The sequence below is a fragment of the Brevundimonas vesicularis genome, from assembly GCF_900445985.1.
Taxonomy (GTDB): domain Bacteria; phylum Pseudomonadota; class Alphaproteobacteria; order Caulobacterales; family Caulobacteraceae; genus Brevundimonas; species Brevundimonas vesicularis_D.
On the sequence record NZ_UAQP01000005.1, the window covers coordinates 979,199 to 997,945 of the forward strand.

At 66.8% G+C, this 18,747-nt stretch carries 17 protein-coding genes and 3 tRNA genes; 13 read left to right on the forward strand and 7 right to left on the reverse strand.

Annotated elements, in window-relative coordinates; all coding sequences use genetic code 11:
- Window positions 1–5: 5 nt before the first annotated feature.
- Window positions 6–548, reverse strand: coding sequence for a DUF924 family protein (locus DT343_RS04855; protein ID WP_112861961.1), 543 nt, complete (start codon window positions 546–548; stop codon window positions 6–8).
- Between DT343_RS04855 and ilvC the strand changes: the two genes are divergently transcribed.
- A complete protein-coding gene (gene ilvC, locus DT343_RS04860; RefSeq protein WP_112861962.1) occupies window positions 547–1,581 on the forward strand; it encodes a ketol-acid reductoisomerase in 1,035 nt (344 codons plus the stop codon). The two genes, DT343_RS04855 and ilvC, sit on opposite strands and share 2 nt — an antisense overlap.
- Window positions 1,582–1,641: 60 nt before the next feature.
- Here ilvC and DT343_RS04865 read toward each other — a convergent pair.
- Window positions 1,642–1,718: transfer RNA gene (locus tag DT343_RS04865), tRNA-Pro, on the reverse strand.
- 201 nt (window positions 1,719–1,919) lie between these two features.
- On the opposite strand from DT343_RS04865, the gene DT343_RS04870 reads away from it, so the two are divergent.
- The 4 genes from DT343_RS04870 (at window position 1,920) to DT343_RS04885 (ending at window position 3,199) form a co-directional block, all read left to right on the forward strand.
- A tRNA-Gln gene (locus tag DT343_RS04870) sits at window positions 1,920–1,993 on the forward strand.
- Between the two features lie 125 nt (window positions 1,994–2,118).
- Window positions 2,119–2,634: a Dps family protein gene (locus tag DT343_RS04875; protein ID WP_066628246.1), complete on the forward strand. Its 516-nt coding sequence runs from the start codon at window positions 2,119–2,121 to the stop codon at window positions 2,632–2,634.
- Window positions 2,635–2,702: 68 nt separating this feature from the next.
- Window positions 2,703–3,065, forward strand: coding sequence for a hypothetical protein (locus tag DT343_RS04880; protein WP_105625214.1), 363 nt, complete (start codon window positions 2,703–2,705; stop codon window positions 3,063–3,065).
- 49 nt (window positions 3,066–3,114) lie between these two features.
- Window positions 3,115–3,199 (forward strand) — tRNA-Leu (locus DT343_RS04885).
- Window positions 3,200–3,320: 121 nt separating this feature from the next.
- Here the strand turns inward: DT343_RS04885 and DT343_RS04890 are convergent.
- Entirely contained in the window at window positions 3,321–4,895 is a 1,575-nt protein-coding gene (locus DT343_RS04890) for an amino acid permease (RefSeq protein WP_112861963.1), read from the reverse strand.
- A 145-nt stretch (window positions 4,896–5,040) separates the two neighbouring features.
- Between DT343_RS04890 and hrpB the strand changes: the two genes are divergently transcribed.
- Both hrpB and DT343_RS04900 read left to right on the forward strand, forming a co-directional pair.
- Complete coding sequence (gene hrpB, locus DT343_RS04895; protein WP_112861964.1) at window positions 5,041–7,467, forward strand: ATP-dependent helicase HrpB; 2,427 nt, start codon at window positions 5,041–5,043, stop codon at window positions 7,465–7,467.
- 56 nt (window positions 7,468–7,523) lie between these two features.
- Complete coding sequence (locus DT343_RS04900; RefSeq protein WP_112862575.1) at window positions 7,524–8,801, forward strand: MFS transporter; 1,278 nt, start codon at window positions 7,524–7,526, stop codon at window positions 8,799–8,801.
- Here the strand turns inward: DT343_RS04900 and DT343_RS04905 are convergent.
- From DT343_RS04905 to DT343_RS04915, 3 genes are read right to left on the reverse strand one after another with little or no spacing between them, the layout of a single operon-like run.
- Window positions 8,798–9,595 (reverse strand): TrmH family RNA methyltransferase, encoded by a 798-nt coding sequence (locus DT343_RS04905; protein WP_112861965.1) that lies wholly within the window; start codon window positions 9,593–9,595, stop codon window positions 8,798–8,800. The genes DT343_RS04900 and DT343_RS04905 overlap by 4 nt on opposite strands.
- Entirely contained in the window at window positions 9,592–10,503 is a 912-nt protein-coding gene (locus DT343_RS04910; RefSeq protein ID WP_112861966.1) for a class I SAM-dependent methyltransferase, read from the reverse strand. The genes DT343_RS04905 and DT343_RS04910 overlap by 4 nt, the downstream gene beginning before the upstream one ends.
- Before the next feature lie 18 nt (window positions 10,504–10,521).
- Window positions 10,522–11,838, reverse strand: coding sequence for a glycosyltransferase family 2 protein (locus tag DT343_RS04915; protein WP_112861967.1), 1,317 nt, complete (start codon window positions 11,836–11,838; stop codon window positions 10,522–10,524).
- A 204-nt stretch (window positions 11,839–12,042) separates the two neighbouring features.
- Between DT343_RS04915 and DT343_RS04920 the strand changes: the two genes are divergently transcribed.
- From DT343_RS04920 to DT343_RS04935, 4 genes are read left to right on the forward strand one after another with little or no spacing between them, the layout of a single operon-like run.
- A complete protein-coding gene (locus tag DT343_RS04920) occupies window positions 12,043–12,672 on the forward strand; it encodes a TetR/AcrR family transcriptional regulator (protein WP_112861968.1) in 630 nt (209 codons plus the stop codon).
- Window positions 12,669–13,469 carry an ABC transporter substrate-binding protein gene (locus tag DT343_RS04925; RefSeq protein WP_112861969.1) on the forward strand — a complete coding sequence of 267 codons (801 nt, stop codon included), beginning with the start codon at window positions 12,669–12,671 and terminating at the stop codon, window positions 13,467–13,469. Before DT343_RS04920 ends, DT343_RS04925 begins: the two co-directional genes overlap by 4 nt.
- Window positions 13,466–14,455: a FecCD family ABC transporter permease gene (locus DT343_RS04930; RefSeq protein ID WP_112861970.1), complete on the forward strand. Its 990-nt coding sequence runs from the start codon at window positions 13,466–13,468 to the stop codon at window positions 14,453–14,455. Before DT343_RS04925 ends, DT343_RS04930 begins: the two co-directional genes overlap by 4 nt.
- Entirely contained in the window at window positions 14,425–15,207 is a 783-nt protein-coding gene (locus tag DT343_RS04935) for an ABC transporter ATP-binding protein (RefSeq protein ID WP_112861971.1), read from the forward strand. Before DT343_RS04930 ends, DT343_RS04935 begins: the two co-directional genes overlap by 31 nt.
- Here the strand turns inward: DT343_RS04935 and DT343_RS04940 are convergent.
- A complete protein-coding gene (locus tag DT343_RS04940; RefSeq protein ID WP_181669119.1) occupies window positions 15,201–17,261 on the reverse strand; it encodes a lytic transglycosylase domain-containing protein in 2,061 nt (686 codons plus the stop codon). The two genes, DT343_RS04935 and DT343_RS04940, sit on opposite strands and share 7 nt — an antisense overlap.
- A 125-nt stretch (window positions 17,262–17,386) precedes the next feature.
- On the opposite strand from DT343_RS04940, the gene dapA reads away from it, so the two are divergent.
- Both dapA and smpB read left to right on the forward strand, forming a co-directional pair.
- The gene (gene dapA, locus DT343_RS04945) at window positions 17,387–18,271 is read left to right on the forward strand and encodes a 4-hydroxy-tetrahydrodipicolinate synthase (RefSeq protein ID WP_066628287.1); all 885 of its coding nucleotides are present in this window, start codon (window positions 17,387–17,389) and stop codon (window positions 18,269–18,271) included.
- Entirely contained in the window at window positions 18,271–18,744 is a 474-nt protein-coding gene (gene smpB, locus DT343_RS04950) for an SsrA-binding protein SmpB (protein ID WP_055809902.1), read from the forward strand. Before dapA ends, smpB begins: the two co-directional genes overlap by 1 nt.
- Window positions 18,745–18,747 lie beyond the last annotated feature (3 nt).

An 18,747-nucleotide genomic window follows, 5' to 3' on the forward strand; every position in this document is an offset into this window, starting at 1 on the left:
TCGAATCAGCCGCCAAAACCGCCTTCTTCGAGGAAGGCCTGTTCTTCAGGCGTCGTCTGGCGGCCCAGCGCGGCGTTGCGGTGCGGGAAGCGGCCGAAGCGAACGATGATGTCGCGGTGCAGCTTGCCCCATTTCTCCAGCTCTTCGTCGCCCGCGACCAAGGCCATGTAGCGGTCCTGGTCCTCGATCCGTTCGGAATGTTCGAAGGGCAGAAGCAGGAAGTTCTTCAAAGCCGGCTCGACCGCCAGATGCAGATCGCGCGCCACCGCCTGATTGGCGAACATCAGGGCCAGAGGATCGGTGGCGAACTGATGCGCCGTGCCGCGAAAACTGTTTCGGGGATACTGGTCCAGCAGGATCGACAGCGCCAAGGCGCCCTCGGCCGTGTCCATCCAGTCGTCCCGTTCGCGGCGCGCGGCGGCCCAATGCAGGGCGTGGCCTCGGTCGCGGAAGTCGGCGTCGAACGCCTCGTCCTTGGCGAACCACTTTTCGGGCCCAGCCTCTTTCCAGAAGGCGACGACGTCGGATGGGGTTATGAAGGCGGTCATGACCCAGACCCTACCCAATCCGCTGCCTGTCTTCCACGACCGCGACTGCGACCTTTCGATCATCCGCAGCAAGCGCGTGGCCATGATCGGGTACGGCAGCCAGGGCCGGACCCATGCGTTGAACCTGCGCGATTCGGGCGTAACCGACATAGTGGTGGGTCTGAAGGCCGACTCCAGAACGCGCGACCTGGCGCGCGCCGACGGGTTTAAGGTGATGACGGCCGGACAGGCCGCGTCGGGTGCCGACGTGGTCGCCGTCATGACTTCGGACGAGGCGCACCGCGATCTGTGGCGCGACGAACTGGAGCCGAACGTGCGGCCGGGCGCGGCCCTGGTCTTCGCCCACGGCCTGTCGGTGCGATTCGGCCTGGTCGAACCGCGCGCGGATCTGGACGTCATCCTGGCCTCGCCCAAGGGGATCGGGCCGCGCATCCGCGATCTGTACGAAGCCGGGGAGGGGGTCTTCTGCCTGTTTGGCGTGCAGCAGGACGCCACAGGCGGCGCGCATGCCCTGGGCCTGTCCTATGCGGCGGCGCTGGGCTGCGGGCGCAAGGGCATTCTGGAAACGACGATGCGCGACGAGTGCGAGAGCGACCTGTTCGGCGAACAGGTGGTTCTGTGCGGCGGCATCGCGGAACTGATCGACGCAGCCTTCATGAAGCTGGTCAACGCTGGCTATCCGCCCGAAGTGGCGTGGTTCGAATGTTTCTATGAAACCAAGCTGGTGACCGACCTGATGTACGAACGCGGCATTGCGGGCGCCTTCGCCAAGATTTCGAACACGGCGGAATACGGCGCCTATCTGACCGGGCCGAGGGTTATCGGAGACGAATCGCACCAGGCGATGGATGAGGTGCTGGCCGAGGTTCAGAGCGGGGCGTTCGTGCGGCGGCTGATGGCCGATTACGACGCGGGTTCGCCCGATCTGACCGCGCGCAGAAAGGCGCTGGGCTCTAGAACCATCGAGTCGGTTGGGGCGCATCTGAATGCGGTGGCGCGCCGGGCGATGGAGAGCGCGGCGAACGACGACTGACGCGGCTATGGCAGCAGTCGACGACGCGCTGTCGCATGATCGATTTTTCTGAGGAGAAGATGGTCGGAGTGAGAGGATTCGAACCTCCGACCCCTGCGTCCCGAACGCAGTGCTCTACCAGGCTGAGCCACACTCCGACCGTGGGGGCTGGCCTGGCGGCGTCGCCCCGAAGTGAGGACGCGGCTTATAGCCATGGGTTCGATAGGCCGCAAGCGCCCATTTCGACCCCTTTGCACCGTAAGCGAAAATAGTCCTGAAAGAGGGTGTTGCATCCCAAAACGGCTTGGCGTATCTGACCGCCTCCGCCGCACAGAGTGCTTCGGAAACGCCGGTCCTGCTGGGGAATGGTGTAATGGTAACACTACGGTTTTTGGTACCGTCATTCTAGGTTCGAGTCCTAGTTCCCCAGCCATCCGCCGACAAAGGTCGGCGCCGCCGAACCACTTCACAGCTTCAGCATTATCATCTGCGCCAGGGCTTCCGTTCGAATGCCCGGTTACCTAGCTTGACCGCAGACTGCTGCTGAGGAGAACGATAATGGTCACCGCCAAAGAAAAGCGCCTGGCGCCCCTGAGGACGCCGACGAGCCTGTCGGAGGAGGCGACCCAGAGCATTTCCGCCGCTCTGACCGGGCTGCTGGCCGATACGTTCGCCCTCTACATCAAGACGAAGAATTTCCATTGGCACGTCTCAGGCCCGCATTTCCGGGACTATCATCTGATGCTGGACGAGCAGTCGGCGGAAATCCTGGCCATGACCGATCCGATGGCTGAGCGGGCGCGCAAGATCGGCGGGACCACGCTGCGCTCCATCGGTCAGATCGCAAAGGAATCACGCATCGCCGACAATGATGCCGACTATGTCGACCCGCTGGATATGCTGGCCGAGCTTCGCGACGATAACGGTGAACTGATCGGCCGGATGCGCGAGGTCCATGACCTGTGCGACGAGCATAACGACGTCGCGACCGCCAGCCTGCTGGAGAACTGGATCGACGAGAGCGAAAAGCGCGTCTGGTTCCTGTTCGAATCGGGTCGTCGCGGTAACGGCTGAGGAACCGCAGCGCTTGCGCCGTCTTATGTATCGTCGATAGTCGATTACGGACGGCGCAGGAGAGGCGTGTGAAGCAGGGTGCGGTGATCTGCGGTTTGGCGATTGTAGGCGTGCTGGCCGCCTCGCCCGCCTCAGCCGATATGTCCAAGGCGTTTGGCAATACGATTGTGTCCCATTATCCGAATGGACAGTGGGTCAGGCACTATTTCGAGCCGGATGGACGCTACACCTCGCAGTTTTCGGACGGGCGACGTGTGGCGGCCCGCTGGTCAGCCGAGGGTGACAAGATCTGTTTGTCCGGCTTCAGTCCCCGCCAGATCCTGCCGCGCTTTTGCAGCCGGATGGTCGAGGCCGATGTCGGCGACACTTGGCGCGCCCGCGATCCCTTGGGACGCTCCATTCGCAACGAACTGGTCGCTGGGCGTCGCTGAGGCCTTGCCCTGAGCGGCGTCACCCTCTAGACGCGACCGCCTACCCGATGCGGATGTGGCGGAACTGGTAGACGCACTGGATTTAGGTTCCAGCGCCGAGAGGTGTGGAGGTTCGAGTCCTCTCATCCGCACCAATACAAAAAAGGCCCCGGAGCGATCCGGGGCCTTTCTTTATTCCTGGCCTATCGCCCTTGCGGGCTATTTGAGGCCGATAGATGGGCATGCCGCGATTGGTGCGACAGGCCCGGTTTGGTCTTAGCTGATCGGCGGCACGGGCGGCGGCGGAACGTCGCCGTCGGTTTCGTGAACCTCGACAAGACCGCGACCCAAGTGGCTCTTGCGATAGCCATAGGCGAAGTAGATCAGCAGGCCAATGCCGCCCCAGATCGGCAGCACCATCTTGGCGTCGTGCGGCAGGTTCCAGAACAGGAAGGCGCAGCCAAACGCCGACAGGGGCGCGAACACCCAGATCAGCGGCGTACGGAACGGACGGCGACGGTTCGGATCCTTGACCCGCAGCACCAGCACCGCGATCGACACCATGAAGAAGGCGAACAGGGTGCCCGAGTTCGAGATGTCGGCGAGTTGGCCCACTGGGAACAGGGCGCCGGCGATGGCGACCGCGATGCCGGTGGCGGCGGTCACGATATAGGGCGTCTTCCACTTGGGGTGGATCTTGGTCAGGCCTTCCGGCAGCAGACCGTCGCGCGCCATCACGAAGAAGATGCGGGTCTGACCGAAGATCATCATCAGGATGACCGACGGCAGGGCCAGCAGGGCGGCGGTGCCCAGGGCATTGCCGATCTGCGGGTGACCGACGACGCGGAGAACGTGGGCCAGGGCCTCGTTGGAGCAGACCAGCATTTCGGCGTTGGCGGGCAGGGCGCAGGCGGCCACGAAGGCGGGCGAGCCCGGCTGTACCGCTTCACCGGCGGCGCCCAGAACCGGCTGGGCGCCGATAGCGCCGGCGGCGCCGAGCGCGACCAGCAGATAGAAGATCGTGCAGATGGCCAGCGAGCCGATCAGGCCGATGGGCACGTTACGCTGCGGATTCTTGGTTTCCTCGGCCGCCGTCGAAACGGCGTCGAAGCCGACATAGGCAAAGAAGATCGAGGCCGCGGCGCCGACGATGCCCATCCCCGAATATTGGCCGAACAGGCCATTGGGGGCGAACGGCGACAGGTTGGCCGACTTGATGACAGGCAGGGTGATGACGATGAAGACCGTCAGGGCGATGACCTTGATCGCGACCAGGATCGCGTTGACGCGGGCCGACTCCGTCGTCCCGACCATCAGTAGGCCGGTCACCAGCAGGGCCACGACGATGGCGGGGATGTTGACGATCCCGGCCGAGAAGTCAGGCGTGGGGATGAAACCGTTCATCGACCAGGTCGGCCCGGCGGATAGGAGGTCGGGGAAATCGAATCCGAGCCCCTGTTCTATCAACCCCAGCACATAACCCGACCAACCGACCGACACTGCCGAGGCCGCCACGGCGTATTCCAGGATCAGCGCCCAACCGACCGTCCAGGCCAGCAGTTCGCCCATAACGGCGTAGGTGTAGGTGTAGGCTGAGCCCGAAACCGGCGCCATCGACGCCAGTTCGGAGTAGCAGAGCGCCGCGACAGCACAGACGGCGCCCGCGATGACGAAGCTGATCATCATGCCCGGTCCGGCCTTCTGGGCGGCCGAGGCGGTCAGGACGAAGATGCCGGTGCCGATGATGGCCCCGATCCCCAGAAGCGTCAGTTGAATAGGACCAAGCGACCGGTGAAGCGACTTCTTCTCGGCCGTGGCAAGGATCGCGTCGAGCGACTTAACGCGCCACATAAAATACCCCCACGTTTTGATGCAGCCCCTCGGCTGCTTGGGCCGGACGCTAGCGACGGATGAGGCGGCGCGCAACGCGCATGACGGGGTGGTTAAGGCGCGACGACGCTTTCGTGATCACACGTCGGCAGGCTAGAGGCGACGCATGCTGCCTATCCACGCCGTTCTGGAACCGCTGAAAGTCGCCCTGAGCGCGGGCAATACGGCCGTGCTGGCGGCGCCGCCGGGGGCGGGCAAGACGACGGTCGTGCCACTGGCCCTGGTGGATCAGCCCTGGCTGGACGGCAAGGTGCTGGTGCTGGAACCGCGACGCCTGGCCGCACGGGCGGCGGCAGACCGGATGGCGACGACTCTGGGCGAGCAGCCGGGCGGGACGGTAGGCTATCGCACCCGACTGCAGAGCAGGATCGGCCCGCACACACGCATCGAGGTGATCACCGAGGGCGTCTTCACGCGAATGATTCTGGACGATCCGGGGCTGGACGGCGTGGGCGCAGTCTTGTTCGACGAGTTCCATGAACGCAGCCTAGACGCCGACCTCGGGCTGGCGTTGGCGAGAGACACGCAAAAGCTGCTGCGTGAGGACCTGCGGCTGCTGGTCATGTCCGCGACGCTGGATGTGGTCGGGGTCTCGCGCCTGCTCGACGGCGCGCCGGTGATCGAGGCCGAGGGACGGGCCTGGCCGGTCGAGACCCGGTATCTGGGCCGCAATCCGTCCGAACGGTTCGAAGAGGCGGTGGCGCGCGCCTGCCTGACAGCGCTGGGCGAGGAGACGGGGTCGGTGCTGGTCTTCCTGCCAGGGCAGGGTGAAATCCATCGGGTCGCTCGGCTTGTGAACGATCGGCTGCGGCTACCGAACATCGATGTCGTGCCCCTGTACGGCGGACTGGACCGGGCCGAACAGGACCGGGCTATCGAACCGGCGGCTGTGGGGCGGCGCAAGCTGGTGCTGGCGACCTCGGTCGCGGAAACCAGTCTGACCATCGAAGGCGTGCGGGTCGTGATAGACGGCGGCCTGTCGCGCGTGCCGCGGTTCGAACCCTCCAGCGGCCTGACCCGGCTGGCGACGGTCAAGGTCAGCCGATCCTCCGCGGAACAGAGGCGCGGCCGAGCCGGGCGCACCGAGCCGGGCGTTTGCTACCGCCTGTGGGATGAGGAACAGACGCGCGGGTTGGTCCAGCATCAACGGCCGGAAATCCAGGAGGCGGACCTGACCGGGCTGGCCCTGGACCTGGCCCGGTGGGGCGCGCGCTCGGCGGAGGGGCTGGCCCTGCTCGACCCGCCGCCGGCTGGAGCCTTGGCCGAGGCGCGCAAGGTGCTGACACGGTTGGGGGCGCTGGATGCCGATGGCGGACTGTCGAAACACGGGCTTAGGCTGACCAAGATTCCGCTGTCGCCGCGGCTGGGCCATATGGTGGCCGTGGCGTCCGACGCCGGCGACGCGATGACGGGCGCACGGATCGCGGCGGTGTTGAGCGAGCCGGGTCTGGGCGGATCGAGCGTCGATCTGGCGGATCGCCTGATCGGGCTGGAGCGCGATCGGACGCAGAAAGCGCGCGATTCGATCAAGCTGGCGGAGCGCTGGGCACGCGCGGCGGGCGGCAGATCGGGACGGACGATCGATCCTGGACTGCTGCTGGCCGAGGCCTTTCCCGAGCGGATCGCAAGGGCGCGGGGCAAGACGGGTGAATACCTTCTCGCCAGCGGGCGAGGGGCCGTGCTGGAGGCGACCGACCATTTGGCGCGTGAGCCTTGGTTGGCGATCGCCGATCTTGGCGGCGGCGATACGCGCGATCGGGTGCGACTGGCGGCGGCGCTGGAGGCGGACCGGATCGACAGCGATCTGGCGCGCCTGATCTCGACGGAGGACCGGCTGGCGCGCGAACCGTCGGGGCGGTCAGTGATCCGGCGCTCGCGGCGCATCGGGGCCATCGTGCTGGACGAAAAGATCGTCGGCGCACCGGATGCGAAGACCTTGACCGCCGCCCTTCGGGCCGAGACCGAGGCGGATGGGCTGGGCGCGCTGAAATGGGGCGAGCAGGCGTCGGGACTGCGCGCACGGCTGGCCTTTCTACACGCGCGCGACACAGCCTGGCCTGATGTGTCGGACAACGCCCTGCTGGCGGCGCGTGAGGACTGGCTGTGGCCTTTGCTGGACGGGGCCAAGTCGCTGGAGGGGATAGCTGACGGTCGTCTGGCCGAGGCCCTGCGCGGACTGATCCCTTGGGACCTACAGCGGCGGCTGGACGAGCTGGCGCCCCCGCGTCTGGTCACGCCGCTAGGCTCGGCGGCCATCGACTACGCCGCCGAGGGCGGGCCGCGCGTGGATATTCGCGTGCAGGAGCTGTTCGGCGTGACGACGCATCCGACTGTCGGCGGCGTGCCGTTGACCCTGGCGCTGTTGTCGCCGGCGCGACGGCCGGTGCAAGTCACCAAGGACTTGCCGCGCTTCTGGTCGGGCTCTTGGGCGGCGGTGCGGGCGGAAATGCGCGGCCGCTATCCCCGTCATCCGTGGCCGGAAAATCCCGCCGAGGCGCAAGCGACGAACCGGGTCAAGCCGCGCGGTACCTGATCGCCTTGACGCGGCGGCCGGGAAACGGGCATCGCTGGGACAACCGGGAGAAGAAGATGTCCGACGTCCTGCCGAAGAACTCTACCGGCCGCGTGCTGTTCGCCAGCCTGATCGGCACGACGATCGAGTTCTTCGACTTCTATATCTACGCCACGGCGGCCGTGCTGGTGTTTCCGACGCTGTTCTTCCCCGGCGAGGATCCGGGGACGGCGCTGCTGTCCTCGTTCGCCACCTTCTCCATCGCCTTCTTCGCGCGGCCCATCGGCGCCCTGGCCTTTGGGCATTTCGGGGACCGGGTGGGGCGCAAGGCGACGCTGGTTGTGGCCCTGATGACCATGGGCCTGTCCACGGTGGCCATCGGTCTGTTGCCGACGCACCAGCAGGTCGGCCTGCTGGCGCCCTTGCTGCTGGCCCTGTGCCGGTTCGGCCAAGGCTTGGGTCTGGGCGGCGAGTGGGGCGGGGCGGTTTTGCTGGCGACAGAGAATGCGCCGCCCGGCAAGAAGGCCTGGTTCGGCATGTTCCCCCAACTGGGCGCGCCCATCGGCTTCATCCTCTCCACCACATCCTTCATCGTCCTGACGTCGACGATGAGCGAGACCGCGTTCGAGGGCTGGGGTTGGCGCATTCCGTTCCTGGCGAGCGCCGTGCTGGTGTTCGTCGGCCTGTGGGTGCGGCTGAAGATCACCGAGACGCCTGAGTTTCAGAAGGCGGTGGACCGCGACGAGCGGGTCAAGGCGCCGGCCGTGACCCTGTTTGCCCATCACAAGGCGGCGCTGGTGCTGGGGACGTTCAGCGGCGTGACGACCTTCACCCTGTTCTATCTGATGACCGTCTTCGCCCTCGGCTGGGCGACGACGGGAATGGGGCTGGCGCGGGCCGATGTGCTGCCCATCCAGTTGATCGGCGTGCTGTTCTTCGCCGCCTTCATCCCGGTGACAGCCTTGCTGGCGGATCGATACGGGCAGGCCAGGGTGCTGATCGCCTCGTCCGTGGGGATCGCCTTGTTCGGCTTTCTGTTCGCGCCGCTGTTCGGGGGCGGCCTCAGCGGCCTGCTGATCTTCTTTGCGCTGGGGTTCGCCCTGATGGGCTGCACCTATGGCCCCATCGGCGCGGCCATGGCGCGGCCGTTCCCGACAGCGGTGCGCTACACCGGCGCGTCGATGGCCTTTAATCTGGCGGGCATCCTGGGCGCATCGTTGGCGCCGTACATTGCGCTGAAGCTGGCCGAACGGTTCGGGCCGGGAGCCGTCGGCGGCTATCTGGCGATTTCGGCGCTGGTCACCATTGCCGCCCTGTGGGGCATGGGGCGGGTGGCGCCGGAGGAGAAGCGCTAGGCTTCGTCCGTCGCGGCATAGACCATGATGCCGGTGGCGATGGCCAGGTTCAGGCTATCGGCCCGGCCGCGCATCGGGATCTTGACGTTGACGTCGCAGGCGGCGGCCAGGTCGTCGGTCAGGCCGGCCTGTTCATTACCCATCAGGATAAGCGACGGCTGTTGCATGACGGCCGAGCGGTGACTGACCTTGGCGTCCAGCCGGGTGCCGACGACGCTTCCGGGCCAAGTCTTGCGCCAGGTCAAGAAAGTCTCGGGCGTCGTTCTGGTAATCGAGACGGCGAAGACCGAGCCCATGGTCGCGCGCACGGCCTCGACCGAATAGGGATCGACGCAATCGCCGATCAGGATGACCCCGCCGCAACCGGCCGCGTCCGCCGTGCGGATGATGGTGCCGAGATTGCCGGGATCGCGCACCTGCTCCAGCGCGACCCAGCAGGGCGCCGAGGCGGGGTTCAGGCTGTCTAGAGGCGCATAGGCCTGTTCGAACACGCCGAGCACGGTCTGCGGATTGTCGCGGCGGCTGATCTTTTCGAGGATGGCGTGGGTGACGACGACAATGTCGCCGCCCGCCTTGAGCGTTGCGGCTTTGGCGCGATCCAGTAGCGGATGAGGACGGGCGTCCTCGCCGACCAGCAGCATCCGGGGCGCGCGCCCCTGGTCCAGCGCCTCGCCGATGAATTTCAGACCTTCGGCCAGGAAGGTGCCGGTCAGGTCGCGTTCCTTGCGCATATGCAGGGCGCGGACGCCCTTGACCGTGTCGTTGGTCAGGGAGGTGATGACTCGTTCGGTCATTGGCTCCACCGCGCGAAGAAGGACAGGCCGATGGCGCGGGCGTCAGGGCCGTCTTCGGACAGGGCCAGTTCGCCCCAGTCGACCCGGCCGCCACGATCCTGGGTCGCCTCGACCATAAGATGCGCCAAGGACAGGCCGGAAACGCGGGCCGCGTAGGCGTTCAGCAGCAGGAAGTCGGCATCGTCCGCCAGCAGCGAGGCGCAGTCCTTGAGCAGGCCCGGCATATCCTCGAACAGGCGCCAGACTTCACCCGTAGGGCCGCGCCCGTATTTCGGCGGGTCCAGGATTATGCCGTCATACTTCGAGCCGCGACGAACTTCGCGCGCGACATATTTGCGGGCGTCCTCGACAATCCACCGAATTGGATGCTGGGCCAGTCCCGACTGTTCGGCGTTCTCGCGGGCGTAGGCGACAGACTTCTTGGAGGCGTCGACGTGAGTGACCTCTGCGCCCGCGGCGGCTGCAGCCAGGCTGGCGACGCCGGTATAGCCGAACAGGTTCAGGATCTTTGGAGCACGGCCGGCCGAACGTGTGAAGTCCCGCACCCGCCCGTCCAGCCATTCCCAGTTGGCCGCCTGTTCAGGGAAGAAGGCGAGGTGGCGGAAGGGGGTGAACCTGCCGGTGAACTTCACATCGCGCCATTTCAAAGGGAAGGCGTCTATGGGGCCGTGCTTGTCGAACCGCCAGCGACCGCTGTCTTCCTCTTCCTGCTGCGGATCGAAAACGGCTGTCGCGTTTTCGAAGGCTTTCGGATCGCGGGGCGACCAGAAACACTGCGGTTCGGGCCGAACGACGGTGTAGCGGCCGTACCGCTCCAGCTTCTTGCCGTCGCCGCTGTCCAGCAGGGCATAGTCGGACCAGCCGGAGGTCACGAGCATTTCGGGAGTTTTGGAAAGGACGGGCGCCATCGTCGGGCAGATAGGCGCTCAGGCCGCCTCGCGTCCAGCGTCCAGCGCCACGACGGTCAATTCCGGCATCTGATCGTCGCGATCGTGCGGGGTCTTGTCCCAGACGTGCGGTTCGACCGCCAGCCGCCAGGCTGCATGGACGAAGGCCAGGCTGAGCAGCGCCCAGTACGCCGGCGCAGCCAGCACATCGCCCAGCCGATAATCGAGCCCTGCCCGCCGTGCTCCCACCGCACAGCTCATCCAGGCGGCGATGACGCCCAGCGCCAGCACGCCTAGTGAGCCTCCGGGCAGGGACGGCAAGACGCCGGAAAGCGCCCAGACGGCGCCGGCTAGAACGAGCCAGGCCAGCGTTGGCGCATGGGCGGCCGCCGAAAGGATCGCCGCGCCCAAGGTCATGACCAGCGACAAGATTCCGCGCCGGCCCAAGGCGTTGGGACGCCGCGTATGCACGCCCCAGGTCTGCATATAACCCTTCAGCCACCGGGTGCGCTGGGGCAGCCATCGGTCCATCGCGCCCGGCGGCGTCTCCCACGTCGGACTGTCGATGACGCCGAGCTTCCAGCCCATCGACCACAGGCGAAAGCCCAGGTCGGCGTCCTCGGTGACATTGTGCGCATCCCAGCCGCCTGCGCCACGCAGCGCCGTCATGCGGATATGATTGCTGGTGCCGCCAAGCGGAAAGGGCAGGCCCAGCCGCGCCATGCCCGGCAAGGTCACTTCGAACAGGGCCGCATATTCAAAGGCGAACTGCCGATCCAGAAACCCGGAGCCAGCCTTGCCAGATGCTCGGATGCGCAGCGGCGCCTGAAGACAACCCAACCGGGGCTGGGCGACGAAACGCGCCGCCGCCTGGCGGAGTTGTTGCGGATGCGGTCGATCCTCTGCGTCATAGATGGTGACCAGATCGCCCCGCGCGTGACCCAAGGCGTAGTTCAAAGCGCGCGGCTTGGTCTGTGGGCTGCCCGGCGGTGCGATCAGGATTTTCAGCCACGGCGGTTTGGGCGTCGCCTGGGCTGCGGCCAGGGTGGCCTCATCATGCGCCTCCAGCACGATGAAGGCCTCCAGCTTGTGCGCCGGATAGTCGATCCGGCTGAGGTTGGCGATCAACTGCGGCGCCACGGCAGCTTCGTCATAAAGCGCCGCCAGAATGGTGTAGCGCGGCCATTCGATCGGACGAGCAGCGGGCGAAGGGCGTCGCAGGCTGGCGATGCCGATGACGGCCTTCCACAAAGCGCAGACCACGAAGGCGGCCTGAAACAGAACCAGCCCCAAGTCGATCGCGACGGCGGGCCAGCGGATCAGCGCTACGACGGATGTCAGGATAAGCAGGATCACGGTCGTGATCTGGACACCGCTCGGCGTGCGTCGTGAGGCGCCGTTTCGGCGGGGCCTGATCCCTGGATGCGCCCAATCCTTCACCGCATCCGCCCCCAAAGCGCCACAACCCCTAATCGCTATTTGAAACAACCCTGTTCTGCAAGTCGGTTGGCGTCCGGGACGGATTGTCGCTATTCAGGGCGCCTCACCCGGAGCAGCGGCTTGTCTGAACTTTCGAACGCCTCGCGCACGACCCGAAAGCCCAAGGGCGAAGGCCACTCGCGTAGGGGCGAAATCCTGGCCGCGGCGGAGCGCATCTTCGTCGAGCACGGCTATGAAGGCGCGACGATTCGCAAGATCGCGGACGAGGTCGGACTGTCGTCGACGGCGCTCTACATGCATTTCCCGGACAAGGGCGCGATCCTGCAGGAAATCTGCCGTGACGCCTTTGCGCGGCTGATCGCATCCAATGCCGCGGTCGCCGATGAGGCCGCGCCGCCCGAGCAGCGGCTGCGGCGGATGATCGAGGGCTATATCGACTTCGGTTTCGCCCATCCCAACGCCTATCGCCTGATCTATCTGACGCGACCGGTGGAGGCGCGAGACGGCGCTCAGGACGCGGCGCGCGAACTGGGCTCCAGCCTGTTCACGACATTGGAGGCGACCGTCGGCGACGGCGTGACGGCTGGACGCATGAAAGGCGATCCCGCCACGATCGCCCAGGCGATCTGGGCTGCGGCGCATGGAATCGTGTCTCTGATGATCACCAAGCCCTATTTTCCGTGGTCGGATAGACAGGCGCTGGTTCGCACGACTTTGGACGCCCTGTTCGCCGGTCTTATCGAAGGATGAAGCGTGTCTGCGTCGCCTTGGCGGCTTTGGCTTTCAGCAGCAGCACGGCTCAGGCCAGGCCCTTGCGGATCATGGCGCTGGACCAGTGCGCCGACCAATATGTGCTGGCTCTAGCGCCGGATGCAGACATCGCACTGTCGCCGCGCGCCGACGATCCTGACGCCTGGCTGCGTCAGCAGGCGGTCGGTCACAGGCGTTTGCGTCCGACGCTGGAGGCCGCCGTGGGTTTTCAGCCTGACGTCGTGGTGCGCTACTGGGGCGGCGAACCGCGTCTACTGACGGCGCTGACGCAGCGCGGGGTCAAGGTGGTCACGATCGATGACGCGGTCGACCTAAACGGGGTGCGCCGAAATATCCAAACCGTGGCGCGGGATCTGGGACAGGCTGAGCGCGGACAAGCGTTAGAGCGACAGATGGACGAGAAGTTGGCCAAAGCGGCGCCGGTGAAGCGCACGGCTGAGGCGCCAGGGGCCGTCTATCTGACATCAGGGGGCTTCACTGCGGGTCCGGGTACGCTGATGGATGCGATGATGCGGGCGGCCGGATTTAGGAATCTGTCGGCCGCGCCCGGTTTTGGCGCACTTAGCGTCGAGCGGATCGCGATGAGCCCGCCGGTGCGATTTGTGCTCGGCTTCTTCGATCAGCTGCGCGCCGACCTGCGCGGACCGGGGCGGCATCCGGTTGTCGCGCGAGCGGCCGAGGGTCGAACGGCGGCGCGCCTGCCCGCTGCGACCTTGACCTGCCCCGCGTGGTTCGCCGCCGATGCGGTTGAGATGATGGCCAAGGGGCGGCCGTGAGCAGAACGGTTCGGCTGTGCCTGATTCTGATCGGATTGATCTTCGCGGCGGTGGCTCTGGCGGTGCTGGCCGGCGAGACGGCGTTCAGCATCGATCAGTATGCGGCGGCCTTCAGCGATCCGACATCCGGTCCGGCCGAGGTGCTGTGGCAGGTGAGGGCGCCACGCGCCGTCTGCGCCCTAGTCGTCGGCGCGGCTCTGGGGTTGGCAGGCGCGGTGATGCAGGGGCTGTTGCGCAATCCGCTGGCCGATCCCGGCGTGCTGGGCGTGTCGGCGACGGCGGCCCTGGGTGCGGCGCTGGCCATCGTGCTTGGTGCTGCCGCCGTGCCGGGACTGGTCGAGGTGTCGGCCCTGGCGGGCGCGGCGCTGGCGGGCGGACTGTTGATCGTGGCGTCCAGGGCCATGCGGGCGCCCGAGGCCCTGATCCTGTTCGGGGTGGCCCTGTCCAGTTTCGCCGGTGCGGCGACGGCCTTGATCTTCAACCTGTCGCCGTCGCCGATCGCCGCAGCCGAGGTCATGTCCTGGCTGCTGGGATCGGTGCAAAACCGAAGCTGGGTCGATGTGGCCTGGGTGACGCCGGCGGTCATCGTCGCGGGCGTCTTCGCTGCCTTGTCGGGCGCCGGTCTGCGGATGCTGACCCTGGGCGACGAGGGGGCAGCGGCGTCCGGACTGAATATGGGGCGGTTGCGGGCCTTCGCCCTGATCGCGGCGGCCTTGGCCACAGGGGCGGCGGTGGCGGTGGCGGGCGTCATCGGGTTCGTGGGCCTGGCCGCGCCGCATCTGGTGCGCGCGGCGGTGCGGGGTGATGCGAAGCGAATCCTGGCGCCCTCGGCGCTGGCGGGCGGGCTGATGCTGATCGTCGCGGACCTGTTGGCGCGACTGACGCCGACGGATCAGGAGCTGAAGCTGGGCGTGTTCACCGCCCTGATCGGCGCGCCCCTGTTCGCCCTGATCGCATGGCGGGCGGCGCGGGAGTGGCGGCTGTGAGCCTGTTGTCGCTGGAGACGGTTCTGGCGCGGCTAGGCAAAGCCGTCGTGCTGGACGGGGTGAGCCTGTCGGTCGCGGCGGGCGAGGTCGTGGCCCTGTGCGGACCAAACGGCGCGGGCAAGAGCAGCGCCATCCGCGCGGCTGTGGGCCTGCTGGAGACGACCGGCGGACAAATCAGGTTGGGCGGGGCGGACATCGTCGATCTGTCCGATCGCCAGCGGGCGGAACGCGTCGCCTATCTGCCGCAGGAACGGCGCATCGCCTGGAACCTGCCGGCGGTGGAGGTGGCGGCGCTCGGCGCGCCTTTCCTGTCAGGCGCGGATGCGCTGGCGCGAGCGCGAGCCGCTCTGGACGAAGTCGGCGCTGGTCATCTGGCGGACCGCGGCGTTGCAGAGATGTCAGGCGGCGAGCGTGCCCGGGTTCTGCTGGCGCGAGCCCTTGTCGTCGATGCGCCGCTGCTGCTGGCCGACGAGCCGATCGCGGGGCTGGACCCGGATGCGCAGCGTCTGGTGCTGGAGCGCCTGAGGGCGCGCGCTGACGGCGGAGCAGGGGTGTTGGTCAGCCTTCACGACCTGACCATGGCTGCAGCCGTGGCGGATCGCATCGTTGTGTTAGATCGGGGGCGAGCAGTCGCCGACGCCCCACCGATCCAGGCCCTGTCGCCCGCCGTCCTGCGCGAGGTCTTCGGGCTGGACGGCGAGTGGATCGAAGGGCCGAACGGACCGCTGCTGGCGGCCCGCCGGGCTCAGTAGGCGATATAGGGCCGCGCGCCCGCCGCCGATCCGCGCGAAATGTCGGCAGACGGCGTCAGCGGCGCCGTGCCGCCGTTCAGGCGCGCCTTATAGACCGCCATGTTTTCCATCACCCGCATCATATAGTTGCGCGTCTCGGTGAAGGGCGCGCACTCGATGAAGTCGATGGTCTTGATCGCATCGCCGCGCGGGTCGCCGCAACGGGCGATCCACTGGCTGGGACGCGCCGGTCCGGCGTTGTAGCCGACCGTCGCCAGCAGCATGGAGCCGTTGTTCGCGGCCATCAGCTCGCCCAGGTGATAGCTGCCCAAGGTCATGTTGTAGTCGGGATCCCACAGCTGCTCGGCCGAATAGCCCATGCCCAGGCGGCGGGCGACGCCAGAGGCGGTGGACGGCAGGAACTGCATCATGCCGCGCGCGTCGGCGCCGGAGCGGGCGCGGGGATCGAAGCTGGATTCCTGGCGCGTGATCGCCTGGGTGAATTCCAGCGGTGCGGCGCCGGCGACCTGAGGCGGGACGCGGACGGGATACATCCGCTCGGGCATGACGAAGCCCCGCTGGCTGGCTGCGCGCCCAACCATCATGGCGGTGAAACCCTCGCCATAGCCGCGCGACAGGTCCATCAGCAAAGCAAGATCGTTGATCGTCGGCAGGTCGTTGTCCAGCTGATAGGCGAAGACGCGCAGCAGGCTCATTTCGCCGGTCTCGCCCAAAATGCGCGTGGCGCGGACGATCTCATTGCCTTCGAAGCGGGCGATGTCCGCCTGTGACGGCACGGGCTCCCCCGGCAGCTGAAGCGTGGTCATGCCCGCCTTCTCGGCCGCCAGCTGACCGTAGAAGGTCTGCCAATGCTGGGCGCCGTTGCGATAATAGGCGAGGGCGGCGTCGCGTTCGCCGCGCGCCTCGGCGGCGCGACCCAGCCAGTAGAAGGCGCGACCTTGAGTGATCGGCGTGGACGAGGCGGTGCGCAGGGCTTCGAAATGGCGGGCGGCGACTTCGGGCTGGTTCAGCTTGGTCAGGGCGACCCAACCGGCGAAGAATTCGGCGTCCACCATCCGGTCGCCCGAGGTGAAGCCGTGGGCGTTCATGGCGTCATAGGCCGCGCGCCAGTTGCCCTGTTGCAGGGCGTCAAGGAAGTAGTTCCGGCGCTCGCTCCACAGGGTGTTGTCGCCGGTCGTGTGGCCCGGAGCCGGCGGAAGATTGGCCAGCAGCGCAAAGCCTTCGGATTGCCGGTTCTGCGATCGCAGCAGGCGAACACGCTCCAGCACAACCGCCGGATCGGCCGCCTGGGCCGGCGTCAGATTGGCGATGACGGCGTCGGGGCTGTAGGCCGAGCGAAGGGTCATGACCGTGTTCGCGATGGCGGCGCGATCGGGCGAGACCAGATTGATCATGCTGCGCGTCGCCGGTCCGTGCGGACCGAGCAGCAGCATATTCAGCCGCGCCTCGTGATCGGCGGGCGTCAGCCAGGAACCCCATTGGCCGAGGATACGCGACTGCGGCGCGTCGTCGAACGAGCGGGTGCGCCACCAGTCGCGGACGAGGGCGCGGGCCTCATCCTGGCGGCCGCGCTGCTGCAGCGCCGAGGCGTAGGCGATGGCCCCCTCGACCGTCGTCGGCTTTCCGTCAGACATTAGGGCCAAGGCGGCGTCCGCGCCCATGCCGGACCGGTCCAGCACCTTTTCGGCGGCGGCGCGTCGCGATTCGCCGCGCGGCCATCCCGCCAGATCGGACTGACCGCGCGCGAGGTCCGAGTAGGACAGCTGCTCGCCCGAGGTGTCGATCAGCGCCCATTCGACCAGCTTGCGAGCCGAGGCGTCCCTGATCTGCGACATGGCGGACTGGGCGCCGAACACATCGCGCGCACGCGCCGCCGCCAGCCCCTGACGAAACAGCGCCGTGTCCTGATCGTTCAGCACGCGGCCCTGATAGGTAGCCGAATAACCGGGCACGGACGAGGACGCCGAGGCATAGGGCACAGGCTGGGTGGGCAGGACGTCCTGCGGGTTCGGCGCAAGGACGGCGAGGGCCGCCGCCAGACTGGTCGCGATCATGATCTGTCCTGTTCCCATTCAATCCCGGTTGCGGCGGAGCCGCTGGCGACCTAACGTCCCGCGCTCATTGCAAAGGCGATGAACATCCGTCCATCGTCACTCCCCACGCAGGCCAGCTTAGTCTCATGAACGCCCCCTTGTTCAAGGGCGTGATCACCGCCCTGATCACACCACTTCGTGACGGAAACGTGGACGAAGCCGCATTCGCCAAACTGCTCGAGCGTCAGATCGCCGCAGGGGTTCACGGCGTCGTCCCGATGGGCACGACGGGCGAGGGCGCCAGCATGGATCTGGATGAGCACAAGCACGTCATCGAACTGTGTGTGCGTCTGACGGCCGGGCGCGTCGCCGTCATCGCCGGCACCGGATCGCCCTATACCAAGGAAGCCATCGACCTGACCCGCCACGCCAAGACGGTGGGCGCGGATGGGGCTTTGATCGTGACGCCCTATTACATTCGCCCGTCCCAGGCGGGCATGGCGGCCCATTTCGAAGCGGTGGCCGACGCGGTTCAACTGCCGATCCTGCTTTACAATGTGCCGGGCCGGACGGGGGCCGATCTGTCCAATGAGACAGTGGCGCGGCTGGCGGCCCACCCCAACATCGTCGGCATCAAGGACGCCACGGGCGACATGAGCCGTGTCAGCTGGATGCGCGCAAACATCGATGGCCAGTTCGACCTGATCTCGGGCGACGACCCCAGCTATCTCGGCTACCACGCCCATGGCGGCGTCGGGCTGATCTCGGTGGCGTCCAATGTCGCGCCCGAGGCCATGGTCGCCTTGCACAATGCGATGACCGCCGGCGATTATGCGACCGCACGCGACTGGCAGGACCGACTGATCAGTCTTTGCAAGGCGCTGTTCCTGGACAACTCGCCCGCGCCGACGAAATACGCTCTGGCCAAGCTTGGCTTGTGCAATGAGGAGGCGCGCCTGCCGCTGTCGCCGACCTCCGATGCGGTCAAACCCTTTATCGACCGCGCCATGGCGGCGGCGGGCGTCATCTGATGGCCCCCAAGCCGCAATCGAAGTCCAAGGTCATCGCCGAAAACCGCCGCGCGCGGTTCGACTATTTTCTGGAAGACAATATCGAGGCTGGGATCCAGCTGCTGGGCACCGAGATCAAGGCGCTGCGTGACGGCCGAGCCAATATCGCCGAAAGCTATGCGGCGGTGGAGGGTCGCGAGATCGTGCTGATCAACGCCGATATCCCGCCGTACAAACAGGCGAACCGCTTCAACCACGAGCCGCGCCGACCGCGTAAGCTGCTGCTGCACAGAAAGCAGATCGACAAGCTGATGGGGGCGGTCCAGCGCGACGGTCAGACCATCATTCCGCTGAAGCTATATCTGAACGATGCGGGCAAGGCGAAGCTGGAGATCGCACTCGCCAAGGGCAAGAAGCTGCACGACAAGCGCGAGGCTTCGGCCGAACGCGACTGGCAGCGCGACAAGGCCCGCCTGATGCGCGACAAGGGCTGAGGC